Source organism: Rhodococcus chondri (assembly GCF_036327435.1).
Classification (GTDB): Bacteria; Actinomycetota; Actinomycetes; order Mycobacteriales; family Mycobacteriaceae; genus Rhodococcus; species Rhodococcus chondri.
Map to the genome: position 1 here is coordinate 57,085 of NZ_JAUZMZ010000002.1, position 24,411 is coordinate 81,495.

Here is a 24,411-nt window from a genome sequence, read left to right on the forward strand (position 1 = left end):
CCGACGCGGTGAAAGCGTCGGGTCGTCCCCTGCCCGTGGTGACCCGACAGAACCGGTTTTTCTGGACGTCCGGCGCGGACGGGCGGTTGCGCATACAGGAATGCGAATCCTGTGCGGCCCTGATCCATCCGCCCCAGCCGATCTGCCGGTACTGCCGCGGGCAGCAGTTGGGCGTCCGCGAGGTGTCCGGCTTCGCGACGCTCATCGGCTTCACGGTCAACCACCGCTTCAGCATGCCCGGCATGCCCGCCCCCTACGTGGTGGCGCAGGTCGCGATCGAGGAGGACCCCCGGGTCCGGCTGACGACCAATGCGGTCGAATGCGATCCCGGTCAACTCGAACTGGGCATGCGCATGGAGGTCGTCTTCCAGCAGGACGCGGATGTATGGCTTCCACTGTTCCGTCCGGTAGGGGAGCAGGGCCCGCCCGCTCCCCTACCGGTGGACGAGATCGGTCCCGAGCAGATCCGGTTGCACGTGCGGCCGATGGCCACGCCGGAGAAGTTCGAGGACAAGGCCGCGCTCACCGGCGTCGGAATGTCCGATATCGGCCGCCGACTGATGCGGTCTCCGATGGAACTCACCTTGGAGGCGTGCGAGCGTGCGGTCGCCGACGCCGGTCTCACGATGGACGACATCGACGGTCTGGCGAGCTATCCCGGCGCCGGACAGGTGGGCGGATTCGGTGAGGGCGGCGTGACCGCGGTCGAGGCCGCACTCGGTCTCCGTCCGACGTGGCACAACGGTGGTATCGAAACCTTCGGACCCGGCGGCTCGGTGATCGCGGCGATGATTGCGGTCGCCGCCGGCGCTGCCCGTCACGTGCTCTGCTACCGGACCCTGTGGGAGTCCACCTACAGCGAGCTCATGAAGCGCGGGGAGATCGCGCCTCCCGCCGGTGGCCGTACCCCGAGCTGGTTCATGCCGTTCGGTGCCACTTCCGCGGCGCACACCCTCGCGCAGAACGCCCAGCGCCATTTCCACCACTACGGAACCGACCGCGAAACCCTCGGATGGATCGCGCTCAACCAGCGCGCCAATGCGGCACTCAATCCGACGGCGGTCTACCGCGACCCCATGACGATGGACGACTATCTGTCGGCTCGGCCGATCACCACGCCGTTCGGGCTGTACGACTGCGATGTGCCGTGCGACGGTTCGATCGCCGTGATCGTCTCCGCCGTCGACGCCGCCCGCGACCTTCCCAAACCACCGGTGCTCGTGGAGGCGGTCGGCACGCAGATCGTCGAACGGATCGAATGGGATCAGAGCACCCTTGCTCACGAGCCGCACGTGCTCGGCCCCGCCGCCCACATGTGGTCCCGCACGTCGATGCGTCCCGAGGATGTCGACGTCGCCGAACTCTACGACGGCTTCACCTTCAACTGCCTGTCCTGGATCGAAGGCCTCGGCTTCTGCGGCATCGGCGAGGCGAAGGACTTCCTCGACGGCGGCAAGAACATCGCACGCGACGGCGTCCTGCCTCTGAACACCCACGGCGGGCAGCTCTCCCACGGCCGTACCCACGGCATGGGCTTGATCCACGAGGCCGTCACCCAGCTGCGCGGCGAGGCCGGAGCGCGCCAGGTTGCCGGCGCTCGTGTCGCGGTCGCCGCGACCGGCGGCCTGTCTCCCGGCGGCGCGATGCTGCTGCGGTCGGACACATGAGCGCCCCACACCCCCAGTTGTCCGCCGACACACAGTCCTCACCGATCGAGGAGGTCGACATCGACGCCGCGGGAGGCACCTCACCCGTCTCTCGCGTCGTCGATATCGACGGCATCCCGATGTCGGGCCTGCTCCTCGAGGTACCCGAACCGCGCGCGGTGATCGTCGCGCTGCACGGAGGCGCTACGAGTTCGGCCTACTGGGACTGCCCCGGGCATCCCGAGTTGTCGATGATGCGCAGCGCCGCGGCACGTGGATACACCGTCGTCGCACTCGACCGCCCCGGATACGGCGCTTCGCGGCCCCACGCGGAGGAGCTCGCACCCGTTCACCGCCGCGTCGATCTGATGTTCGCCGCGCTCGGGCAGTTCCTCGGCACCCGATCACGCGGAGCCGGGATCTTCCTGTGGGGACACTCGGTCGGATGCGAGGTGACCGTCCGAATGGCGATCGACGACCGCGCCGACGACGTACTGGGTGTCGAACTCGCAGGCACCGGTCGCGAACACCACGCCGCCGCCGCGGGCATCCTCGGCACCCCGGGTCAGTACGCCGACGCGCGCGGAGTGGGGGAACTGCTGTGGACCCCGATCGACCTGTATCCGCCGGAGATTGTGGGCGGCGCGTTGATCGCCTCTCCCACACCGCGATACGAGGGCACGGTGACGGCCGGCTGGCCGCGAACCGACTTCCCGGCGCTCGCCGCCGAAGTCCGTGTGCCGGTGCACTTCACCGCGGGCGAGTACGAGAAGGTGTGGCGCAACGATCCGCAGGCCCTGGCCGACGTCGCCGGCATGTTCGGTGCGGCACCCCGCGTCGTCACCGACCGGCTTCCGGGTGGCGGGCACAACCTCAGCATCGGGTACGCCGCGCCGCGCTACCACAGCGGCATCCTCGGCTTCGTCGACGAATGCACGGACGCAGCACTTACCGCGACAGAAACGACAGCAGCCGATCTCATATCGGCCACCTACGGGACGGAGGACCGCTGATGCGCGTCGGATTCATCGGGCTCGGCAGCCAGGGCGGAGCCATGGCGCGCAGGATCGTCGAGGCAGGTTACGAGCTGACCCTGTGGGCACGGCGACCGGAGTCTCTGGCACCGTACGCCGATACGGCGGCCGAGTACGCGGACTCACCCGCCAAACTCGCCTCCGCAAGCGACGTGGTGTGCTTGTGTGTCGTCAGCGACGACGACGTGCGGCAACTCGTCACCGGGGAGAACGGGATCCTCGAGGGCATGCGTGAGGGCGGCATCATCGTCGTGCACAGCACGGTTCACCCGGATACCTGCAAGGAACTCGCGCAGGCAGCCCACGCGCACGGGGTATCGGTCGTCGACGCACCGGTCAGTGGCGGCGGAATGGGTGCGGAAGCGGGTCGTTTGCTCGTCATGGTCGGAGGCGACACGGAGGCCGTCGAACGTTGCCGTCCGGTGTTCGCCACGTACGGCGACCCGATCGTCCATCTCGGCGACGTCGGCTCCGGGCAGGTCACCAAGCTGCTCAACAACCTGCTGTTCACGGCCAACCTGTCGACGGCGGCCACCACGCTGACACTCGGCAAGTCGCTCGGTATCGACCCCGCGCGTCTCGGTGAGGTCGTCTCACACGGCACCGCGAACAGCTTCGCGCTCGGCCGGGTGGTCTCGGCCGGCGGCACACTCGATCGCATCGCCGCCCACGCAGGCGGACTGTTGCAGAAGGACGTCGGACTCGTCGCGGCCATCGCCGACGCCGCCAGCGTGTCGGCCGGTATCGCGCTCACGGCGGCGGACGCCACCCTCGAGCTGATGGACCATCCCCGATGAGCCGGGTCGGATTCATCGGGGCCGGCCGGATGGGCCTGCCTATCGTGCAGCGACTCGTCGGTGCGGGCCACGAGGTGCACGTTCTCGGCCGCACGGACGAAAAGCGCGCCGCTATCGAGGAAGTGGGGGCAACTGCTCTCGCCGACCTCGAGGAGGTCTGCGCCGGCGCCGAGCTGGTCGCGGTGTGTGTCTTCACCGACGAACAGGTGCGCGAAGTGTGCCTGGGCGACATATCCGGCCCGGACGGGGCACTGGGCTCGATGCCACGCGGGGCGACGCTCGTCGTCCATACCACCGTCAGTCCGCGCACGATCGAAACCCTCGTGGCAGAAGCGGAACGTTACGGAATCGCCGTGATCGACGCGGCGGTCAGCGGCGGTCCGCACGACATCGCCGCCGGAACTCTGACACTGTTCGTCGGCGGCCCCGACGACGCGGTGGCAACGACGACCCCGGTACTGGAAAGCTACGGCGATCCGGTCCTTCACGTCGGTGCGAGCGGAGACGGCCAGCGCGTCAAACTCGTCAACAACGCACTGTTCGCCGCCCAGATCGGGTTGCTCGCCGAAGCCGAAGAACTCGGACGGCAGCTCGGCGTCGGCGAGGCCTCGCTGCTGGCCGCACTGCCCCACGGCAGCTCGGCCAGCAAGGTCATGGGCAACGTCGCGATGCGCGGCTCGGTGGCGGCGTTCCGCAGCGCCGTCGGTGAATTTCTCTCCAAAGACGTGGCAGTGGTCAGGAAGACGGTCGCCGAGCTCGGTGGCGACCTGGGAATCCTGGACGCGGCCATCGATGCCCGGACGGCAAGCGAACACGCCTGACGGTCGGGAAGAGCACGGCACTCGCGCACCGTCGCATCGCGAGTGTCGTGCTCACCCATGCTGCAGCTCAGATGACGCGGGAGTCGTGTCCCTCCCAGTACCGGTCGCGGACCCGCCTCTTGTACAGCTTGCCGTTGGGGTCGCGCGGCAGTTCGTCGACGAAATCGACGCTGCGGGGGCATTTGTAGGACGCGAGAGTGGCGCGGCAGTAGTCGATCAGCTCGGCTTCGAGGTCGGCTCCTGCCGTCGCGGGGTTCACCGGCTGCACGACCGCTTTGACGGCCTCGCCCATCTCGTCGTCGGGGACCCCGATCACGGCCGCATCGACCACGGCGGGGTGACCGACGAGAAGATTCTCGGTCTCCTGCGGATAGATGTTCACCCCGCCGGAAATGATCATGAAGGCTTGACGGTCGGTGAGGTACAGGTATCCGTCGTTGTCGAGATAGCCCATGTCGCCGAGTGTGCGCCAGCCCCTGTCGTTGGTGACGGACGCCGTCTTCTCGGGATCGTTGTGGTACTCGAACGGCCGCCCGCCGGCGAAGTAGACCACTCCGACCTGTCCGGCCGGCGCCTCCTCACCGTCCGGTCCGACGATATGACATTCCTGCATCGGCCGCCCGACGGAACCGGGGTGCGTCAGCCACTCCTCCGGACCGATCACAGACGCCCCGACATCCTCTGTGCCCGAATAATACTCGGTTATGATCGGTCCCCACCAGTCGAGCATCTGCTGCTTGACCGATACCGGGCACGGCGCCGCGCCGTGGACGACTTCCCGCAGGCTCGACGTGTCGTACCGCTCGCGCTCCTCCGTCGGCAGCTTCAGCATGCGGACGAACATCGTCGGCACGAACTGGGCGTCGGTGATCCGGTAGCGCTCGATGGACGCGAGGCACGTGCGCGCATCGAAGCTCTCCATCACGACGACCGTGCCTCCGAGGCGGTGCCACGACATCGAAAAGACGAGCGGGGAAGCGTGGTACAGCGGCGCCGGCGAGAGGTAGACGACATCGGTGCGCGGGCCACGCGCAACGAGCCCCAGCGCGATCTGGACCGGCGGCGCCGACGGATCGCCCAGCGGCGTGCCGGGCAGCGGCTTACGGACGCCCTTGGGAAACCCCGTGGTTCCGCCCGAATAGAGCATCTCCCTACCCTCGAGTTCGTTGTCGAGAGGTGCCCCGGATTCGGCGGCGAGCATGTCGTCGTACCGGTCGTAGCCGTCCAGCTCGCCCACCGCGGTCACCCGCAGCGGGATCTGCTGGAGGTCGAGGTCTTCGACCACGTCGGCCATGCCCTCGCTCGTCACGAGCGCCACGGCGCCGCAGTCGTCGAGGACGTGCTGCACCTCCGCGGCACGGAAATGCCGGTTGATCGCGGTGTAGTAGAGCCCGGAGCGCTGAGCGGCCCAGCAGATTTCGAGAAAGGGACGGTTGTTCTCCATGAGGATCGCGATGTGGTCGCCGGGAACCAGGCCGCGGGAGCGCAGCGCGCGGGCGAACCGGATCGACCGGTCCTCCAATTGCGCGTACGTGGTGACTTCGCCGCTTGCGCCCATCACGATTGCCGGGGCGTCCGGCTTTTCGAGCGCACGGACGGCCGGCGTCATGCGCATTGCTGTTTCTGGCACGAAAACTCGCTTTCCTCTGTCGGCGTTTTTGCCCCGAGCGAGCGGAGCGGGCAAGTCATTCCTCAATCGTAGAACTTTATTCTTCATCGTGGCAGGATCATTCTCGTAGGTGCGGCAGCCAGCGCACCGACCCCGTGCACACGATTCGAGACAACCGAAGGGGAATCCGTGGAGGGCCTGAAAGACAAAGTCGTATTGGTGGCCGGCGCCGCGAGCGGACTGGGTGCCGATTCGGCGCAACGCCTGGCGCGCGAAGGCGCCCGGGTCGTCGTCGGCGACATCAACGCAGACGGGGCACAGCGCACGGCGGCATCCATCACCGAAAACGGCGGTGACGCGATCGCGGTCGGCTTCGACATCTCCGACGACGACTCGGTGCGGTCGCTCGTCGACGCCACCGTGGACGCTTACGGCGGCCTCGACGCCGTCCACATCAACGCCGGGGACATGCGCTCGGTCAGCAAGGACACCGATGTCGTCGACATCGACCTCGCCGTGTGGGACAGCACCGTGGCCGTGAACCTGCGCGGGCACATGCTCGTCACCCGCCATACCGTGCCGCACCTGCTCGCTCGCGGCGGCGGGTCGATCGTGTACACGTCGTCGATCGCCTCGTTCACCGGGGAAGCGCAGCGTCCCGCCTACTCCGCCACCAAGGCAGGCATCAATGCGCTCGCCCGCCATGTGGCGTCACGGTGGGGCAAGGACGGGATCCGCGCCAACGCCATCACCCCCGGACTGATCGTGACACCGGAGATCCGCGACGGCGCCCCGCCGGAAATCCTCGAGCGCGGTCTGGCCCGTACCCGCACCACCCGGCACGGCGAGCCCCGCGACATATCCAGCATGGTCGCGTACCTGATGTCCGACGAGGGTTCCTGGATCACCGGGCAGGTCGTCAATGTCGACGGCGGCACGGTTCTCCGCTGACCTGGCCGAAGGACGAGCGGCTCAGGCGTCGTCGGCCACCTCGAGCGAGACGTGATTGATCTGTTCCAGATAGCGCACCACTTCGGTCTGGTCGGCCCCCGGCTCGAGTTCCGCGACAGCGGCGTTCCACAGGTGGCCCACCGCATCCCCCAGGACGGTGGACACCTGCTGGTCACGAGCGAGATCGAGGGCGATCCCGATGTCCTTACGCATCAACTGCGCCGCGAATCCGGAGTCGAAGGTGCGGGAGAGAACGAACTTTTCGAACTTGGTTTCCGTCGCCTGGTTGCGTCCGCTGCTCGCGTTGAGAACGGACAGCAGTGTCGCCGGGTCGATGCCGAACTTCCGGCCGACCAGCAATGCCTCGGCCGCTACCAGAACATTGTTGGCGGCCAGGAGGTTGTTGAGTGCCTTGGCGGCGTGACCCGAGCCGACGGGGCCGACATGGATGATCTCGCGACCGGTCGCCTCGAGCAGCGGTCGCACGCTGTCCACGACGGCCGTGTCTCCACCGACCATCACCGCGAGTGCGGCCTGGGCCGCCTTCGCAACCCCACCGCTGACGGGGGCATCGACGACCGAAACCCCCTTCTCCGCGGCAATTTCCGCGAGGGACTGCGTCCGCGTCGGAATGCTCGAGCCCATGTCCACGATCGTGCTTCCGGGACGCAGTTGCGCCAGGAGGCCACCGTCGGAGAGCACCACGTCGTCCACGATGTCGCTGGTCGGGAGGACGAGCACCACGACATCGCACTCACCGAAGTCGGAGTGCTCGCCCGCGCCCGCAACTCCGGGGTGTTCGTCGAGAAATTTCTGTTGCACGGCCGGATCGGCGTCGCGGGCGATCATGGGTTGCCCGCTGACCGCGAAGTTCACCGCGATCGGGCGGCCCATCGCGCCGAGTCCGATGTGCCCGAGCGTCCTGCCCGGCAGCGGCCCCGCGTTCTGCCGGGTCAGCACATCGTCGTGATCCACGCTCATGCGTCGTCTCCTTCATCGGGGGTCTGCCCGTCGAGCGGCCCGAGTTCGGTCTCCAAGATGTCCTGAACGACCCGCATCGCGGAGATACCGGCGGGCGTACCGACGTACGCGGTCGCGTGGATCACCGCCTCGGAGATCTCGTTCCGCGTCAGACCGTTCTTCAGGCCCGCGCGCACATGGGTCGCGAGTTCGGCGTGTTGCCCCAGCGCCATCAGGATGCCCAGGGTGATCAGCGACCGGTCGCGGCGCTCGAGTCCCGGACGGGTCCACACACCGCCCCACACGAACTCGCTGACGTACTTCTGCAGGGCTTCCCCGTCGGTCCCGGTGTTGCGCGACAGTGCGGCATCGACGTACTCGTCACCGAGTACCTCTCTGCGCACCACGAGACCGGCATCGAAGATGGTGCGATGGGCGGTGTCGACAGCATCCGGCGCAACGTGTTGTGTCACAATGGTATTCCTTTCAAGAATGCGGCTACGAATCCAGCGCATCGAGTTTGACCGTCACGCACTTGACCTGACCGTAGTGATGGAGGGCTTCGACACCCTTCTCGCGACCGTAGCCGCTGTTCTTCCAACCGCCGAACGGGGTTTGGACCGACGCAGTGGACCATGTGTTGACGAAGACCTGACCTGTCCGGAGCCGATCGCCGACCCCCAGAGCACGCGAGACATCCCTGGTCCACACGCCGGCGATCAGCCCGTACTCCGAATCGTTGGCGATCGCGACGGCCTCGTCGTCCGTGTCGAATTCGATCACGACCACGACGGGTCCGAAGATCTCTTCCTGCGCGATCCGCATGGAGTTGTCGACACCCGTGTAGATCGTGGGGTCGACGTAGAACCCACCGGTTTCCGTTGCACGCTGCGAGACGCAACCACCGGTTTCGGCACGCGCACCTTCGGATTCGGCGATCTTGAAATACTCCTGCACGCGTTCGAACTGGTCGCGCGTGATGATCGGGCCCATGTCTCGGCCCACGACCAATTGTGACGTGGCATCGACAAGCCGGCGGACCACCTCGTCGCGCACCGACCGGTGGACGAGCAGCCGGGTGCCCGCCGAACATACCTGCCCGGCGTTGCCGGTGAACGCCGCCAGCGACCCGCGGACGGCCGCGTCGAGGTCGGCGTCGGCGAAGATGATGTTGGCCGACTTGCCGCCGAGTTCCAGGGTGACGGGAATGATGCGCTCCGCAGCGATGCCCGCGATTGCCCGCCCCGTTGGAACCGACCCTGTGAATGCCACTTTCGCGACCGACGGATGGTGGATCAGCGCCGCGCCGGCGTCCTTGCCGTTTCCGAGGACGACGTTGAGAACACCCGGCGGGAAACCGACCTCGTCGGCGATCCGGGCGAGCCGGATGCTCGTCGCGGAGGTGTTCTCGGACGGTTTGAGTACCACCGTGTTGCCGGCCGCGAGCGCCGGTGCGCACGCCCGCGCCGCCTGATTGAGCGGCACGTTCCACGGGGTGACGACACCGATGACACCGTACGGTTCGCGCTTGGTGAACACATGCTGATCGGATGCCACATCCAGGGTTTCACCGACGGGCATGCCGACGAGACCGCCGTAGAACTCGAAATATGTCGCGGAGTTCTCGATCTCGCCCAGCGCAACGGATTCCGGCTTGCCGGTCTCGCTGATCTCCAGCGCGGCCAGCGCCGGAGCGTCCGCGCGCAGTGCCCGCCCGAGATCGGTGAGGAGCCGTCCCCGTGCGAGGGCCGGGATCTTCAGCCACGCCGAGGTGGCCCGCGACGCAGCGGCCACCGCTGCCTCCACGTCGTCGCGGTCGCCGTTCGCGACCTGCCGCACGGTGCGACCGGTCGCGGGATCGGTCACCGGCAGGTACTCGCCCCCGCGTGGACGGGCCGCCGCTCCGTCGATCCAGTGGTCAAGGGTGTCCATCGTGTCTGCCTTCCTTCGGTCGCAGGCCGCCGAGGCTATCCCCCCGCGCGCGCCGCAGCGTCGCTGTCGCGGGTCCCCAACGCCTGCGGCGTGAACAGGGCTCTGCGCTCGTGCAGAAATTCGTGTGGATAGCCGAGGCGGATATTCGATGCCTCGTCGAGCCGTGACAGTTGCGACTCGTCGAGTTCGACGTCGAGAGCACCCAGATTGTCGTTGATCTGGTCGAGCGTGCGTGCACCGATCGACAGCATAAGGCCTTGCCGCAGAACCCATGCGAGCGCAACGCGGGCGGATGAGACCCCGAGTTCGTCGCCGACCTCCCGCGTTGTCCGCAGAATCCGCTGTACGGGCGCCGAGAGCTTCGTGAAACCGTCCGTGGACGGGGTGCGGGCCAGGATTCCGCGTCCCAGGGGACTCCACGCCGTGACCGCGAGGCCCGATGCATCGGCCATCGGCAGCAGTTCACGCTCGGGAGTGCGCGCCGCGAGCGAGTATTCGACCTGCATGGTGCAGTACGAGCTCCATCCGCGAAGTTCGGCGATGGCCACCGATCGCGATACGACCCACGCGGGGGTGTTGGACACCCCGATCGCGAGAACCTTGCCCGACCGCACCATGTCGTCGAGCGCGCGCAGGGTCTCGTCCACCGGGGTGCACTGGTCCCAGGCATGGACCCACAGCACGTCGATGTAGTCGGTGCCGAGCCGCCGCAGACTGGTTTCGACGCTGCGGCGCAGGCTCTTGCGATGGTTGCCGCCCGTGTTGGGGTCGTCCTTCACCGTGGGAAACGTGTACTTGGTGCTGAGGACGACCGAGTCCCGTTCGGACGCCACCACTCGGCCGAGGATCTCCTCACTCGCGCCATCGGTGTAGTTGTTCGCCGTGTCGACGTAGTTGCCGCCGGCCTCCCGGTAGGTCTCGTATATCTTGCGGCTGGTCGACTCGTCGGTGCCGAACCCCCACTCCGTGCCGAAGGTCATGGTGCCCAGACAGAGATCGCTGACCCGGATACCGGACCGTCCGAGGACCCGCATCGGCATGGGCGCGCGCACAGATTCAGGCATCGTCGTCCACCACCCAGTTCACCATGCGGTGCAGCGGATACATCCCGTCGTGGGGGCCGCCCATGCTGCCGCGCAGTGCACCACCGAGTTTGACGACGCGCTGCACCCCGGCAGTGGCGAGATGATTGCGGATCTCGGCCTTGCGGTGCGGCGGGTAGACCCCGACGGTCTGCGTAGCCACCGTCGCGTACGAGGCGGCGTCGCGCAGTTGCGCGATCGGGATGACGTTGACCGTTTTGAAGTTGGGGTGGAAATCGACCATCTCGGGTGAGCGGACCACGAGTCCGGAGCCGTCGAACCTGCCCCACACTCGGTAGTCCGGTTCGAGATAGCGCATGCCTTCGACGGCCTCGCGGATGTCGGCGTCGGGCTTGGGGCCTACCGCGGACGCGAATTCCCGATCCACACCGAGCCGCTCGTGCAGCAGGGCGCAGAAGCGATCGACCTGATCGATGTCGCCCTCGACGCAGATATGCCGCGCGGCCAGGCACGCGTCCTGGTTGAAGATGGTGGCGTCGGCGGCCGCGAGTTCGGCGACCTCACGCAGTGTCTCTTCCGATTCGAAAGCCTCTCGGCCCACGATGGACATCGAGACCTTCGGGTCGAACGAGATCAGTCCGAATCCGGGTCCCGCGTACCTGGCGGCGTTCTCGATGGCGGCACCGCCGCCCCACGCGACGAGCTTGTCGAAGTACTGCGAGCGGTAGAGCACGCTCTCGACCTTTTCGTCACCACCGCGCCAGTAGACCGCGGAGATGGACTTCAGCACCGGATGGTCGGGGGCGATGTCGGCCATCGTGCGAAGAACGGCGACCGTGGTGAACGGGTCGGCGGACGGCATCTTGAAGACGTTGACGGCCTTGATGAGTGCCGCGTCGGCGATCGAGGTCATCGCTGCGCTCGGCGAGTTTCCGGCGAGCATATGGACCAGTCTCGGCGGGAACGCACGCAGCCGGCTGACACTGCCGTTGGGATCGGTGTTCTCCACCCATCCGTCGAGCACGTCGAGGCTGCCGAAGGTGCGTTCGAGGCGATATTCGAGGGCCTGCTTCGTCAGGAACTGACCCGGCCGGCGGAAGGTGTTCTCGATGATCCGTCGTGGCAATGCACTGACCTGCACCGTCATCTCCAGCGATTCCTGAAGGTAGGGGTTCTTCTCCAGGGTGAGATGCCCGGCGGTCTCGACGAGGAAGTCGATGATCTCCGAGATCGGCACGTCGAACGCCGGTCCGGGCTCGGTGCGGGGGACGAACAGTTCGTTGTATTCGATCTCGGGCGTGACGAACGGGACGCCGAAGTCGCGGGAAAGGTATTCGTTGTCCTCACCCCAGACCAGCTTCCCCCGCACGAAATGGGGAACGCGGATCTTACTGCGGGCAGGTGCGGTTTCGAATGCGGTTGCGGTGGTCGTCATGTGGTTCATTCCCCTACGAGTCCGCGGACGTACGCGTCCATGGTTCCGGCACAGGTGATCTTGTCGTCGTCGCCGAGATCGGAGTACCGCACGATGTTCGGCATGACCGTCTCACCCGGGCGTCCGCACGGGCACCGACCGAGGTCGACGGTGATCTTGTCGCCGGAGATGGTCCCGCCCCAGCGGCCGTCGACGGTCGTGTCGACGAACGCCGCGCGCCCTTCGACCTGTCCGTCCGATTCTTCGGCGAGCGCGTCCCCGTCCTTGTTCAGGACGAGAAGCACGATCTCGTCGGGCACGTGGTAGCGGCCTTCTTCCGGGCACTTGAACATGCGGTTGTTGAGTTCCTGCATGGAGTAGTAGTGCAGGAAGCGTTCCGGGGTGATGTTGAGCAGCCGGTAGATCTGCTCCTGGTACTCGGCGGGCAGGTTCGTGCCCTTCAGGCCGCCACCACTGGTGAGGGCGTTCAGACCGGTGAGGTCTCCGTCGGAGACGCCCTTCTCCCTCAGGATTTCGCAGAGCCGGAACAGTTGCGGGAACTGGGCGCTGAACAGAATGTCCTCGGAGCGACGGGCCAGGATCTGATCGGCGAAGTGGTGCAGCCGCCGGTCCTGCTCGGCCGCGCGCCCCGCGGCCTCCGCCTCGAACGCGGCGATGTCGTCGGGTGCGGCCGTGCCGTCGGCCATCGCCCGCCGCATCGCCGACAGCTTCGCCATGTAGCGGTGGAACCCCTCGGGCGGCGCGCCGTCGTACATCGGGAGGGCATCGGGCCGGGAGAACGATTCGATGATCAGATCTCGCACTCCGACATGCTGCGTCTGTCCCGTTTCGGGCCCGACGGGGATGACGTGCCACCTCTTCTCGGGTGGCAGCCCCAGTGCCGTGAAGCAGTCGAGCAGGTTCTGCTTGTTGACGGCGATGTCGCGCTGGGACTTGTTGAGGAAGGATCCTTTTCCGCTCGTTCCACTCGAACTCGACACCATGTGACCGGCGCTCTCCAAGGCGGCGATCCAGCCGTCGACATCGGTGACACCCGAGACGTCGACATCGTCGACGCGGCGCGTGGAGAGCGAACCGAGCCACCGGTTCATCTGTTCCCATTTACCCTTGGAGATAAGCGATTCGGGGTAACTCTTGTACGTGGTGTGAGGGAAGAGCAGGGAAACGATGTCTTCCCGCGAGCGGATCTCGGTGATGCCCTGGTCCTGGGCGCGCTGTGCCAGGACGGGGACCTGGGCCCGCCGCCTCCGGAAGTACGTATCCACCCTTCCGAGCGTGTCCTCCAGCGGGGCCGCTTCTGTCGTCGCTTCTGTCACTGTGCCCTCCGGCCGTTGAAGTTCGGAAATCCAAGCAAACTAGACTGACGAGTATAGTTATCCGATGCGGTAACCATACTCATCGGGCAAGTTTTGTGTCCAGAGGGAAAAGGATTTGGCACACTTCGTCTATGACACCGGTGAACAATCCTCCGCGCGCCGACGACCGCAATCGCCGGCGTGGAGGCCGCCCCACCAGGGAGGAAGCCGGCCGGCTCGATCTGATCGTCCGTGAGTCCGCACTCCGGCTGTTTCTGGAGAACGGCTACGAAGGCACGACGATGAACGCCATCGCCGCGGCCGCGGGCACCACGAAACCGTCCCTGTATTCGCGCTTCCCGACCAAGGAAGACGTGTTCCGGTCGGTACTCGGATGGGCGATGCAGCGCACCGACTGGCCCGCCCCCGAAGCCGAGATTCCGGATTTCGACGACCTCGAGAAGTCCCTGACCGCGATCGCCGAAGCCGCACTCCGGCGCGCACTCGACCCCTCGATGATCAAACTCCAGCAGATCGCGATCGCGTATGCCTCCCGCTATCCCGACATCGCCCGTAAGGCATTGGGATCCGGATTCTGGCCGCGCAAGACGCAAGTCGTGGAACTCCTGCGCCGGCACGCAGCTACCGGCGCCATCGTTGCCGACGACCCGGACACACTTGCCGAACTGTTCCTTGCCATGGTTTCCGGAGGGCCTGCGCGCTTCGCATCGTTCGGAATCGTCCGCGACAACCCCGAGGAACACATCCGAGCGGCCGTCGAGCTCTTCGTCCGTGGCCTGCGTCCGGACATCGACCGACCGCAACCGACCGGTCGCGGCCTGTGACGCCCTGCGCTACCGCACCACCGCAATCTCGCCGAGGATCGGCGGGAGCCGTAGTGCACCCCGACCCGCAGGTTCCCTGTCATCCGGCGCCGACCGCACTGTCCGTACCTGCGTTGATCGCCGCGAGCACACCGCCGTCGACGAGCACGTCGATTCCGTTGACGAAGCTCGCGCCGTCCGAGAGCAGGAACGCCACGACCGAGGCGAGTTCGTCCGCTCGCCCCTGACGTCCCAGTGGCGTCTGCGCGGCCATCACTCCTATCCGCGGGTTGTGCTCGGCCTCCTGTTTTCCCTGAGGCGTGTCGATCAGCCCCGGCGACACCGAGCAGGCCCGTGCCCCGGCCGGCCCGAGCCGGATCGCCTCGTGCCGGGCAAACCGTTGCACCCCCAATTTCGCCCACGAGTAGGCGATCCCGGTGTGCTCGATCGACGGACCGACCAGCTCGTGGATACGGTCGAGGAAGTCGCCGGCGAGTGGATCGTCCAGCACTGCCGCGAGTTCCGGATCGGGATCCATACGGCCGATCTTCGGGGCCATCGATGCGAAGAACACCATCGCCGTGCCCACGGTGGCGAGCGGCCGCAGCGCTTCCGCGAGCAGCGCCGTGCCGACGAGGTCGACGTCGAAGATCCGGCGCCAATCGGCCATGGTGGGCGAGATGCCCGCGGCGTGTGCGACGGCCCTCAGCACGCCGAGTTCGGACACGCGCTGCGCAAGCCTGCCGAGCTCATCGGCATCGGTGACGTCGGCAACGAACGGCTCGACGGCCGTTCGCTCGGATTTCAACCGACTCGCGGCCTCCTTCGCGGAAGCGTCATCGATATCGACGAGCAACAGCGTGTCCACAGTTCCCACGAGTTGTTGCGCGCACGAGTACCCCATCCCCCGCCCGGCGCCGGTCACGATTCCTACATTTCCCATATCCGTCCTTCCTTCCTCGGGTCGCCTGTGCACCGTGCATAAACCGTCGACTTCTACTGCGGTGCCGCCCAGCAGCCCTCGAGTCCGGGCTGCGCTGCACGTGTCACCAATTCGACGAGAAGACCCGAACTGCTGCGCGCGAAGGCGAAGAAGAGCTTGCCGTCGGGAGCGGCCCGGGTGGCTTCGGTCGTGAATCCCTGATCCCGCAGCTCCGCGCAGTCCGCATCGACGTCGTCGGACCAGTAGCCGAGGTGGTGGATGCCCGCTCCCGCTTGCCAGAATGTGTCCGGCACCGCGGCCACGACTTCCAGTCGCGGTGAGGTGATCGAGTACGCACAGCGCAGATTCACCACGCGGTCGCCGTCCGGAAGCGCCACCGGGATCGGTCCACCGACTTCGGGACCCCACGTGTAGCCGAGCAGTGCGGAGAGTTCGTCCTTGGTGGCATCGAGATCGTCGGTGACGATTCCCAGATGGAAAAGGTCGTCGGCTTTCATGGTTCGGCCTTCCGTTGCGGCTATGGGTTCCAAACGCGGTTCACACCGTGTAAGAATGAGATTCTTGATGACGAGATATATGTTCTCATTCCGAAGAGAGGAGGCGCAATGGCGTGGGACTTCGAAACCGACCCCGAGTACCAGGCGAAACTGGACTGGGCCGACACTTTCGTCCGTGAGGAGGTCGAGCCACTCGACCTGGTGTGGCCGCACATGCAGTTCGTGCCGCTCGACGGTGGGCGGCGCAAGGCCATCGACCCGCTGAAAGAGAAGGTGCGGGCGCAGGGTCTGTGGGCGACCCATCTCGGCCCCGAACTGGGCGGGCAGGGATACGGAGCGCTCAAACTGGCGCTGCTCAACGAGATCCTCGGGCGCTCGTCCTGGGCACCGATCGTCTTCGGCTGCCAGGCACCCGACACCGGAAACGCCGAAATCATCGCCCATTACGGCACCGAGGAACAGAAGAAGCGTTACCTGCAGCCTCTTCTCGAAGGCGAGATGTTCTCGACCTACTCGATGACCGAACCACAGGCCGGTGCCGACCCCGCACAGTTCCGCACCCGAGCGGTCGAGGACGGCGACGACTGGGTCATCAACGGCTGGAAGTACTTCTCCTCCAACGCCAAAACCGCCTCGTTCCTGATCGTCATGGCGGTCACGAACCCGGACGTCCCCGTCCACAAGGGCATGTCGATGTTCCTCGTGCCGACGGATACTCCGGGCATCAACATCGAACGCAACGTCGGACTGTACGGCGAGCCGATGAACGAGGGCACGCATGCCCTGATCCACTACGAGAACGTGCGGGTTCCCGGTGAGGCGCTGCTCGGCGGGGAAGGTCAGGCGTTCGCCGTCGCCCAGACGCGTCTCGGTGGTGGCCGAATCCACCACGCGATGCGGACGATCGGACTCGCGCAGAAGGCACTCGACATGTTGTGCGAGCGCGCGCTGAGCAGGGAGACCGCCGGCAGCCGGCTCGCCGACAAGCAGACGGTGCACGGTTACATCGCCGACTCCTACGCCCAGCTCGAGCAGTTCCGTCTCTTCGTGCTGTACACGGCGTGGAAGATCGACAAGTACAACGACTACAAGAAGGTTCGCAAGGACATCGCGACAGCCAAGGTCGTGATGCCCACCGTGCTGCACGATATTGCCTGGCGCGCAATGCAAGTGCACGGCGCCCTCGGTGTCACCAACGAACTGCCGCTGTTCCAGATGATCCACGGCGCAGCGGTGATGGGTCTCGCCGACGGTCCCACCGAGGTCCACAAGACGACCGTCGCCAAGCAGGTCCTCCGGGACTACAGCCCCACCGACGACCTCTGGCCCACCGAGTGGATCCCGAAGAAGCAGGAAGCCGCCAAGGCCAAGTACGCCGAATACCTCGAACTCGAAGTGGGGAACCAATGATCGACACAGCACGGCTCGCCGAATGGATGGACGAGCGCGGCCTGCCCGGTAAGGGCGCACCGCTCGAAGCGATCTACCTGTCGGGCGGCACCCAGAACGAGATCTACAAACTCGTACGGGACGACTTCACGTCCGTCATCCGGATCCCGCCCAAGGGCGCTCCGGCCGACCGCGACAACGGCATCATGCGCGAGTGGCGGATCATCCAGGGGCTCGAGGGCACCGACGTGCCGCACACCGCCGCGGTCGCCGCATGCGAGGACACCTCGGTCCTCGGCCGCTCGTTCTACCTGATGGGCTATGTCGACGGTTGGTCCCCGATGGATCATCGCGACGGATGGCCGGCTCCGTTCGACACCGACCTCGGCGCTCGTGCCGGGCTGGCCTACCAGCTTGCGGAGGGCATCGCGCTCCTGTCGAAGGTCGATTGGAAGGCGCAGGGCCTGCAGGATCTCGGCCGTCCGGACGGCTTCCACGATCGCCAGGTCGACCGCTGGACCCGGTTCTTCGAGCGGATCAAGGCCCGCGAGATCGAAGGCATGGACATCGCCACCAAGTGGCTGCAGAACCATCGCCCACTCGATTACGTGCCCGGACTCATGCACGGCGACTATCAGTTCGCGAATGTGATGTACGAGCACGGCGCGCCCGCGAAGCTGGCGGCGCTCGTCGACTGGGAGATGGGTACCGTCGGAGATCCCAAGCTCGACCTCGGGTGGATGCTGATGAACTGGCCCGAGGACACGAGTTCGAACGAGGACAGCGCGGTCAGCTACGTCGACCTGAGCGGTATGCCTTCGCGCTCGCAGATGCTGTCCCACTACTCCGAGGTCTCCGGTCGGCAGGTCGACGACATCGACTACTACCTCGTCCTCGCGAGATGGAAGCTCGCGATCGTGCTCGAACAGGGCTTCCAGCGTGCCGGAGACGACGTGAAGCTGCAGTCGTACGGGCCGGTCATCGTCAACCTCATGAAGTCCGCTGCCGACCTCGCCGAGTCGACGGACTACCGGGGATGAGTGAACCGGTGGAAGGACTGGTCCAGGAACAGCACGGTGCGGTCCTGCTGCTGCGCCTGAACCGTCCCGAGGCACGTAACGCGCTGACCGGCGCCGTGATCAACGGAATCGGAGCGGCGATCGCGGCGGCCGAGGCCGATCCCGGCACAAGGGCGATCGTCATCACCGGCACCGGAGACCGCGCTTTCTGCGCGGGCATGGACCTGCGGGCGTTCGCAGGCGGTGAGACGATCGGCCTGGATTCGGGAGACGGCGCTGTCTACAAGAGGTTTTCGCAGGGCAGGATCGACATTCCGGTAATCGGCGCGGCCAACGGCACGGCGATCGGCGGCGGGCTGGAACTACTCCTCGGCTGCGACATCATCGTCGCGTCCTCGGCTGCGAAATTCGGCCTGCCCGAAGTGAAGCGGGGTCTCTTCCCCGCCGGCGGCGGGACGACTCTCGGGACACGCATCCCGCGAGCGGCGGCCATGGAACTGGCCCTCACCGGCGACACGATCACCGCGCAGCGCGGATACGAGCTCGGTCTGATCAACGCGGTCGTCGAACCGGAGGAGGTACAGACCGCCGCTCTCGCATTCGCACAGCGAATAGCGGCGAACGCGCCGCTCGGACTCTCCGCGGTCAAGGAACTCGTCCGTCTCGCGCAGACCGATCCCGGCCAGGCCGACGAGCGGCTCGCCCACTGGCAGTCCGTCGTGTTCACCAGCGACGACGCCAAGGAAGGGGCGGCGGCGTTCATCGACAGGCGCGAACCGGTCTGGCAGGGTCGGTGAACTCGATGCGGGCCGTCGTGTGTTCGGCCTACGGGCCGCCGGAAAACCTTCGCATCGAGGAGCGCCCGTCCCCACCGCTCGCACCGGGCCAGGCCCGGATCCGTGTGGGTGCGGCCGCGGTGAACTTTCCGGACGTCCTGGTCATTGCCGACAGGTACCAGATCAGCGTTCCTCCACCGTTCGTGCCCGGCAGCGAATTCGCCGGAGTCGTCGACGAGGTCGCCGGTGACGTCGGCGACCTCGCGGTCGGCGACCGAGTGACCGGAACCGGTATCGTCGGAGCATTCGCCGAGGAGGTCGTCGCGAAAGCATCGTCGCTGAAACGGATTCCGGACGGTATCGACGATCGTACGGCGGCGGCATTCGGGGTCGCGCACCGCACGGCGTACCACACGCTCCGGTCGGTGGCGCGACTGCAGCCGGGTGAGCGACTGCTCGTACTCGGCGCGGGCGGCGGTGTCGGCCTGGCCGCGGTACAGCTCGGCGTCGCACTCGGTGCGTCCGTGACCGCGGTCGCGTCGTCGGCCGAAAAGCTCGACATCGCAGCAAAATACGGTGCCGAGCACCTCGTCGATCATCGGTCGGGTGACCTGCGTACCGCACTGAAGGGCGCGCTGCCCGAGGGAGCCGATGTGGTGATCGACCCCGTGGGCGGCGACCTGTCCGAGCCGGCACTTCGGTCGTTGCGCCGGGGTGGCCGATTCGTCACCGTCGGCTACGCCTCAGGTGTGATCCCCCGGATTCCGCTCAACCTCGTGCTCGTCAAGGGCGTGCGCATCCTCGGGTTCCAGTTCCAGGACCTCGCTGCCGACGAACTCGCGCGTAACGAAAAGGAACTCGTCGATCTGCTCGTCACAGGCCGGGCTGTGCCGCACATCGGCGGGCTGTACCCGCTCGACGATGCGGCCGAAGCGCTCCGGTATGTGGCGGACGGCCGTGCGATCGGAAAGATCGTCATCGCGGTGCGCAGTCGACCAGCCGTGCACAGTTGATCAGCCGTGCACAGTTGACCCACGGAGAGCCCGATTCGTCGGACGAATCGGGCTTTCCGATCATGCGCGTTCAGTTCATCGCGACGAGATTGCGCTTCGACGAACCCGCGGAGACACCCCCGACACGGAAAGTTTCGGTGGCGCCGGCCGACTCCCTCGGCTGGGACGCTGCGGCGAGTGCGTGAGCCTTGAAAACCTGTGCAGCGCGGCTCAAGTGGTGCTTGGTCGAGCCGAACTTCATGTCCAGCTCGGTGGGAAGCTCCTCGTCCCAGAATGTCACCTTGGTCAGTCCCTGGTCGAGCGCTTCGAGAAGACCGGCGCGGATACGGGTGTCGCGCTCGTAGATCTCGGCCGACACGACCACCGTCTGGGGGACCGGACCGTACGGCGACGACAGCGCCGACTCGAGGTCCAGCGTGGTGGCGCCGAGGATGTCGAGCGGCCGGACGTCTTCGTCACCCGGAACCAGAACGACGACCTCCCATCCGGCCATCACCTGGTCGTACAGCCAGCCACCCGTGTACTTCACGGCGTCGGCCACGCGCGGTGCGACGACCGCGATCCGATGTCTCAGACTGTGCCTGCGGGCATGAGTTGTTGCTTGAGCGACTGTATGTAGTCCTCGAATATCTCGGCCAGAGGGAGCGAACGATCGAGCAGCCATGAGGTTTCCATTCCGTTGAGGAAAGCGACGATCTCTACCGCTTTGACGGCTGGGTTCACATCCGTTCGGTACCGGCCCGCGTGTTGTCCACGGAGGATCCCCGCCTCGATTGTGGCGACGGCGGTCCGGTGCCGATCGAGTAGGCGCTCGTGCAGTGGAGCGTCCGGTTCGAGATTCTCGATCAGAAGGACGGCATACATGCCCATCAGGTCGGGTGATTCGGCAAACCGCCCCGGGACCCGCCCTATCTGTTCGATCAAATCGCCCGACCGGTCTGCACGGGCATCGTCGTCTGCGTCGCGTGCATCGAGCACGGCGTGCAGCAACTGGTCCTTGGACTCGAAGTGATGCAACAGTCCGGCCGGGGTCAGTCCGGCCTCCCGCGCGATCTGAGCGAGACTCGTGCTGCGCCAGCCGTTCTTCGCCAAGCACCGTTGGGCGACGCTGAGAATCAGCTGCCTCCGGTCCTCACCCTTGGCGAGGAGCGTGTCGTAAGCGCGCTGCACGGTCCACCCCTTCATTTCCCCCGTCGAACCAACCTACTGAACACACATTAGGTTGGTTTGGCAGATGTGACAAGGGTCTCACCGCGATTAATTTTCCGCGGACTTCACATCGACTCATACGGCGAGCTCGAGGAGCGTTGCGTTGGCCGTACCTCCGCCCTCACACATCGTCTGCAGACCGAACCGAAGCCCGTTGTCTCGCATGTGGTGGATCATGCGCGTCAGGAGCACGGCGCCCGAACCACCCAGCGGATGACCCAGCGCGATCGCACCGCCGAGCGGGTTGAGACGTTCCGGATCCGCGCCGGTCTCGGCGAGCCACGCCAACGGAACCGACGCGAACGCCTCGTTGACCTCGAACACACCCACGTCCTGAAGCGCGACACCCGCCTTACGGAGCACCCTGTCCGTCGCCGGAATCGGACCGGTGAGCATCAGCACCGGATCGGCCCCCGCCACCACACCCGCCCGGTACCGCACGAGCGGAGTCAACCCGAGCTCCCGCGCCGTGTCCGGAGTGGTCACGAGCAGCGCCGCCGCACCGTCGGAAATCTGCGACGAGTTCCCCGCGTGGATCACGCCGTCCTCGGCGAACGCCGTCTTCAGACCTGCCAGCTTTTCGGCGGTGGTGCCACGGCGCACCCCCTCGTCCACCGACACCGTGCCGTGCTCGGTGACGACCGGGACGATCTGCGCGTCGAACGCGCCCCGGTCGAGTGCGGCCGCGGCACGTTCGTGCGAGAGCGCCGAGAACTCGTCCAGACGCGTGCGCGACAGACCCCATTTCTGCGCGATCTTCTCTGCGGAGATCCCCTGGTTGAACGAGAACCCCTCGTAACGCGCGAGCGCCTTCGGACCGTACGGCTGACCGGAAGTCCGAGCAGACCCCAGCGGAACCCGGCTCATCACCTCGACACCACCGGCGACCACGATGTCCTGCTGCCCTGACATCACCGCGTGCACAGCGAAATCCAGCGCCTGCTGGCTCGAGCCGCACGCCCGGTTGACGGTGGTTCCCGGCACACTGTCGGGCCATCCCGCGGCGAGCACCGAATAGCGGCCGATGTTGCTCGACTGGTCGCCCACCTGTGAGACACAGCCCCACACCACGTCGTCGATGATGACGGGATCGATACCCGTACGCTCGACCAGCGCCTGCAGGACGAGCGCCGACAGATCTGCCGGATGCACTCCGGCAAGTCCGCCGTTCCGCTTACCCACGGGCGTCCGGACCGCCTCGACGATGACTACTTCACGCATCTTTTATCTCTCTCCACTCATGCCTTGTGCGGGGGCCCTTCTGATCGCCCACCGACCGCTGAACCGGGGCTCACGCTTGTCCGCGAAGGCGCTGTACGCCTCCGGCGCGTCGACGGTCGCGAAATTCACGGCCTGTGCTCGTGCCTCGTTGGCGAGCGCATCTCGCATCGTGCGGTCGGCGCCCTCGTTCAACAGGGCCTTGGTCTGCGCCAGCGCGATCGGGGGGCCGCTCACCAACCGGTCGGCGAGGTCGTCGACGAACGCATCGATGGTCTCGGCCGACCGGATCCACGTCACCAGGTTCAGCTCGCGCGCCTGCGCGGCATCGACGGTCTCGGCGAGCAACGCCAAGCGCTTCGCGTGCTGCAGCCCGACCAGCTTCGGCAACAACCACGACCCGCCCAGATCCAGCGACAGTCCTCGGCGGGTGAAGATCTGCGAGAACGTCGATTCCGGGGTCGCGACCACCAGGTCGCAGCCCAACGCCAGATTCCAGCCGGCGCCGACGGCAACCCCGTCGACCTTTGCGATCGTCGGTATCGGCAGCTCGTGAAGCAGCAGCGCGACGTCGGTGAGCACCCGCATCTTGTAGGTGGGATGGGTGTCGTCCGGCGTCGAGATGTCGGCTCCCGAGCAGAAGGCACCACCCGCGCCGGTCAGTACCAGCGCCCGGACGCCACGATCGCTGCCGGCCGCCTCGAGCGCGTCGTGCAGCATCGTCCACAGTTCGCGGTTGATCGCGTTCTTGCGTCGCGGCCGGTTCAGTGTCAGGGTGCGCACCCCGTTGCGGTCGTCGGTGCGCAGCACGGCCCCGTCGGATCCGCTCACCGGTAAACCGGCCCGATCACGCCCTGCTCGCGTAGACGGTCGATGGCGTCCGCGCGGATCCCGAAATCGGCGAGTACGCGCTCGGTGTGCTGACCGAGCCCAGGAACCGCGGACATCGGCGGGTCGAACCCTGCGATCACCGGCGGCGGCAGTAATGCCTGGATGGGACCGTTCGGGGTTTCGACGTCCCGCCAGCGGTTGCGTTCGCTGAGCTGCGGATGCCGGATCACCTCGCTCGGTGTGTTGTACCGGGCGTTGCCGATGCCGGCTTCGTCCGCGATTTTCTGCACGTGTTCGAGCGGGTGGAGCGCGCACCATGCGGCGATTGCCTCGTCGAGCTCCGCGCGGTGCTCGCACCGGCCCGTGTTCGTGCTGAACCGGCCGTCGTCGGCGAGATCCTCGCGCTGGATGATCTCGCGAGCCAGTCGCTGCCATTCACGGTCGTTGGTGGTTCCGAGGACGACGACCTGGTCGTCGCCGGTGCGGTACGCCCCGTACGGGGACACCGCCGGTGAGCTCATGCCGAGCGGTTCCTGATCCACACCCGAGTACCGGGTATACGTCAGCGGATAGCCCATCAGTTCGGTCATGGTGTCGAACAGGCTCACCGACACGGCGGACAGCGCGCCCGCGCGCCCGCGGTGCCGCTCCCGCCCGCACAGCAACGCGAGGATGGACACCGCGGAGTACAGGCCGGTGGTGATGTCGGCGACGGGCGGTCCCGGTTTCGCCGGCTGCCCGGGGAAACCGGTGACCGCGCACGCACCCGATTCGGCCTGCACCAGCAGGTCGTACGCGCGCTTGTGCGACAACGGTCCGCCGGCGCCGTACCCGTCGATCTCGACTGCGATCAGATCCGGGTAGCGCTCGGCCAGGTCGGGCGGTGAGATGCCGAGCCGCGCGGTCGCGCCGGGAGCCAGGTTGGACACCAGCACATCGGCGCGAGCCAACAGCGTATGCAGTGTCGCGATGCCCTCGTCGGCCTTCAGGTCCAGAGCAACCGACTCCTTGCCGCGGTTGGCCCAGACGAAGTGCGCCGCCATTCCGTTGACCACATCGTCGTAGTCGCGTGCGAAGTCGCCGCCACGCGGGTTCTCTATCTTGATGACGCGAGCCCCGAAGTCGGCAAGCGTACGGGTGCACATCGGTGCGGACACCGCCTGCTCGAG

The 24,411-nt window shown here is 66.6% G+C and carries 24 protein-coding genes; 10 read left to right on the forward strand and 14 right to left on the reverse strand.

Annotated elements, in window-relative coordinates; translation table 11 throughout:
- Positions 1 to 8 precede the first annotated feature (8 nt).
- The 4 genes from Q8814_RS00895 to Q8814_RS00910 are packed head-to-tail and all read left to right on the forward strand — an operon-like array spanning position 9 to position 4,298.
- Complete coding sequence (locus tag Q8814_RS00895; protein WP_330150132.1) at positions 9 to 1,667, forward strand: thiolase C-terminal domain-containing protein; 1,659 nt, start codon at positions 9 to 11, stop codon at positions 1,665 to 1,667.
- Positions 1,664 to 2,659, forward strand: a complete 996-nt coding sequence (locus Q8814_RS00900) for an alpha/beta hydrolase (protein ID WP_330150106.1) — start codon at positions 1,664 to 1,666, stop codon at positions 2,657 to 2,659. Before Q8814_RS00895 ends, Q8814_RS00900 begins: the two co-directional genes overlap by 4 nt.
- Complete coding sequence (locus Q8814_RS00905; protein ID WP_330150107.1) at positions 2,659 to 3,477, forward strand: NAD(P)-dependent oxidoreductase; 819 nt, start codon at positions 2,659 to 2,661, stop codon at positions 3,475 to 3,477. The genes Q8814_RS00900 and Q8814_RS00905 overlap by 1 nt, the downstream gene beginning before the upstream one ends.
- Positions 3,474 to 4,298, forward strand: a complete 825-nt coding sequence (locus Q8814_RS00910) for an NAD(P)-dependent oxidoreductase (protein WP_330150108.1) — start codon at positions 3,474 to 3,476, stop codon at positions 4,296 to 4,298. Before Q8814_RS00905 ends, Q8814_RS00910 begins: the two co-directional genes overlap by 4 nt.
- Before the next feature lie 67 nt (positions 4,299 to 4,365).
- Here Q8814_RS00910 and Q8814_RS00915 read toward each other — a convergent pair whose 3' ends face one another.
- Positions 4,366 to 5,907 carry an acyl-CoA synthetase gene (locus Q8814_RS00915; RefSeq protein WP_330150133.1) on the reverse strand — a complete coding sequence of 514 codons (1,542 nt, stop codon included), beginning with the start codon at positions 5,905 to 5,907 and terminating at the stop codon, positions 4,366 to 4,368.
- A 189-nt stretch (positions 5,908 to 6,096) separates the two neighbouring features.
- Here Q8814_RS00915 and Q8814_RS00920 point away from each other — a divergent pair, with 189 nt between their 5' ends.
- On the forward strand, positions 6,097 to 6,858 hold the full coding sequence (locus Q8814_RS00920) for an SDR family NAD(P)-dependent oxidoreductase (protein ID WP_330150109.1): 762 nt from the start codon (positions 6,097 to 6,099) through the stop codon (positions 6,856 to 6,858).
- A 21-nt stretch (positions 6,859 to 6,879) separates the two neighbouring features.
- Here Q8814_RS00920 and Q8814_RS00925 read toward each other — a convergent pair whose 3' ends face one another.
- The 6 genes from Q8814_RS00925 to Q8814_RS00950 are packed head-to-tail and all read right to left on the reverse strand — an operon-like array spanning position 6,880 to position 13,544.
- Positions 6,880 to 7,839: an NAD(P)-dependent oxidoreductase gene (locus Q8814_RS00925; RefSeq protein WP_330150110.1), complete on the reverse strand. Its 960-nt coding sequence runs from the start codon at positions 7,837 to 7,839 to the stop codon at positions 6,880 to 6,882.
- On the reverse strand, positions 7,836 to 8,294 hold the full coding sequence (locus Q8814_RS00930; RefSeq protein ID WP_408015795.1) for a carboxymuconolactone decarboxylase family protein: 459 nt from the start codon (positions 8,292 to 8,294) through the stop codon (positions 7,836 to 7,838). The genes Q8814_RS00925 and Q8814_RS00930 overlap by 4 nt, the downstream gene beginning before the upstream one ends.
- A gap of 22 nt (positions 8,295 to 8,316) precedes the next feature.
- Positions 8,317 to 9,750, reverse strand: a complete 1,434-nt coding sequence (locus Q8814_RS00935; RefSeq protein ID WP_330150112.1) for an aldehyde dehydrogenase family protein — start codon at positions 9,748 to 9,750, stop codon at positions 8,317 to 8,319.
- A 35-nt stretch (positions 9,751 to 9,785) separates the two neighbouring features.
- Positions 9,786 to 10,814 carry an aldo/keto reductase gene (locus Q8814_RS00940; protein ID WP_330150113.1) on the reverse strand — a complete coding sequence of 343 codons (1,029 nt, stop codon included), beginning with the start codon at positions 10,812 to 10,814 and terminating at the stop codon, positions 9,786 to 9,788.
- Positions 10,807 to 12,228 carry an acyl-CoA reductase gene (locus tag Q8814_RS00945; protein WP_330150114.1) on the reverse strand — a complete coding sequence of 474 codons (1,422 nt, stop codon included), beginning with the start codon at positions 12,226 to 12,228 and terminating at the stop codon, positions 10,807 to 10,809. Before Q8814_RS00945 ends, Q8814_RS00940 begins: the two co-directional genes overlap by 8 nt.
- Positions 12,229 to 12,233: 5 nt before the next feature.
- Positions 12,234 to 13,544 (reverse strand): hypothetical protein, encoded by a 1,311-nt coding sequence (locus Q8814_RS00950; RefSeq protein WP_330150115.1) that lies wholly within the window; start codon positions 13,542 to 13,544, stop codon positions 12,234 to 12,236.
- Positions 13,545 to 13,675: 131 nt separating this feature from the next.
- Between Q8814_RS00950 and Q8814_RS00955 the strand changes: the two genes are divergently transcribed.
- On the forward strand, positions 13,676 to 14,368 hold the full coding sequence (locus Q8814_RS00955; protein ID WP_330150116.1) for a TetR/AcrR family transcriptional regulator: 693 nt from the start codon (positions 13,676 to 13,678) through the stop codon (positions 14,366 to 14,368).
- 79 nt (positions 14,369 to 14,447) lie between these two features.
- On the opposite strand, the gene Q8814_RS00960 is transcribed toward Q8814_RS00955, so the two are convergent.
- On the reverse strand, positions 14,448 to 15,290 hold the full coding sequence (locus Q8814_RS00960; RefSeq protein WP_330150117.1) for an SDR family oxidoreductase: 843 nt from the start codon (positions 15,288 to 15,290) through the stop codon (positions 14,448 to 14,450).
- A gap of 53 nt (positions 15,291 to 15,343) precedes the next feature.
- Positions 15,344 to 15,787 (reverse strand): VOC family protein, encoded by a 444-nt coding sequence (locus Q8814_RS00965; RefSeq protein WP_330150118.1) that lies wholly within the window; start codon positions 15,785 to 15,787, stop codon positions 15,344 to 15,346.
- 108 nt (positions 15,788 to 15,895) lie between these two features.
- Here Q8814_RS00965 and Q8814_RS00970 point away from each other — a divergent pair, with 108 nt between their 5' ends.
- From Q8814_RS00970 to Q8814_RS00985, 4 genes are read left to right on the forward strand one after another with little or no spacing between them, the layout of a single operon-like run.
- Positions 15,896 to 17,197 (forward strand): acyl-CoA dehydrogenase family protein, encoded by a 1,302-nt coding sequence (locus Q8814_RS00970; RefSeq protein WP_330150119.1) that lies wholly within the window; start codon positions 15,896 to 15,898, stop codon positions 17,195 to 17,197.
- Positions 17,194 to 18,216 carry a phosphotransferase family protein gene (locus Q8814_RS00975; protein WP_330150120.1) on the forward strand — a complete coding sequence of 341 codons (1,023 nt, stop codon included), beginning with the start codon at positions 17,194 to 17,196 and terminating at the stop codon, positions 18,214 to 18,216. The genes Q8814_RS00970 and Q8814_RS00975 overlap by 4 nt, the downstream gene beginning before the upstream one ends.
- Positions 18,213 to 18,992: an enoyl-CoA hydratase-related protein gene (locus tag Q8814_RS00980; protein ID WP_330150121.1), complete on the forward strand. Its 780-nt coding sequence runs from the start codon at positions 18,213 to 18,215 to the stop codon at positions 18,990 to 18,992. The genes Q8814_RS00975 and Q8814_RS00980 overlap by 4 nt, the downstream gene beginning before the upstream one ends.
- 5 nt (positions 18,993 to 18,997) lie before the next feature.
- Complete coding sequence (locus Q8814_RS00985) at positions 18,998 to 19,984, forward strand: NADPH:quinone oxidoreductase family protein (RefSeq protein ID WP_330150122.1); 987 nt, start codon at positions 18,998 to 19,000, stop codon at positions 19,982 to 19,984.
- Between the two features lie 70 nt (positions 19,985 to 20,054).
- On the opposite strand, the gene Q8814_RS00990 is transcribed toward Q8814_RS00985, so the two are convergent.
- The 5 genes from Q8814_RS00990 to Q8814_RS01010 form a co-directional block, all read right to left on the reverse strand.
- The gene (locus Q8814_RS00990) at positions 20,055 to 20,525 is read right to left on the reverse strand and encodes a hypothetical protein (RefSeq protein WP_330150123.1); all 471 of its coding nucleotides are present in this window, start codon (positions 20,523 to 20,525) and stop codon (positions 20,055 to 20,057) included.
- A gap of 29 nt (positions 20,526 to 20,554) precedes the next feature.
- Positions 20,555 to 21,169, reverse strand: coding sequence for a TetR/AcrR family transcriptional regulator (locus Q8814_RS00995; RefSeq protein ID WP_408015791.1), 615 nt, complete (start codon positions 21,167 to 21,169; stop codon positions 20,555 to 20,557).
- Positions 21,170 to 21,268: 99 nt separating this feature from the next.
- On the reverse strand, positions 21,269 to 22,414 hold the full coding sequence (locus Q8814_RS01000) for a thiolase family protein (RefSeq protein ID WP_330150125.1): 1,146 nt from the start codon (positions 22,412 to 22,414) through the stop codon (positions 21,269 to 21,271).
- Positions 22,415 to 22,417: 3 nt separating this feature from the next.
- Entirely contained in the window at positions 22,418 to 23,242 is an 825-nt protein-coding gene (locus Q8814_RS01005) for an enoyl-CoA hydratase/isomerase family protein (RefSeq protein WP_330150126.1), read from the reverse strand.
- On the reverse strand, positions 23,239 to 24,411 hold a 1,173-nt coding region (locus Q8814_RS01010), incomplete at its 5' end, for a CaiB/BaiF CoA transferase family protein (protein WP_330150127.1). The genes Q8814_RS01010 and Q8814_RS01005, both read right to left, overlap by 4 nt.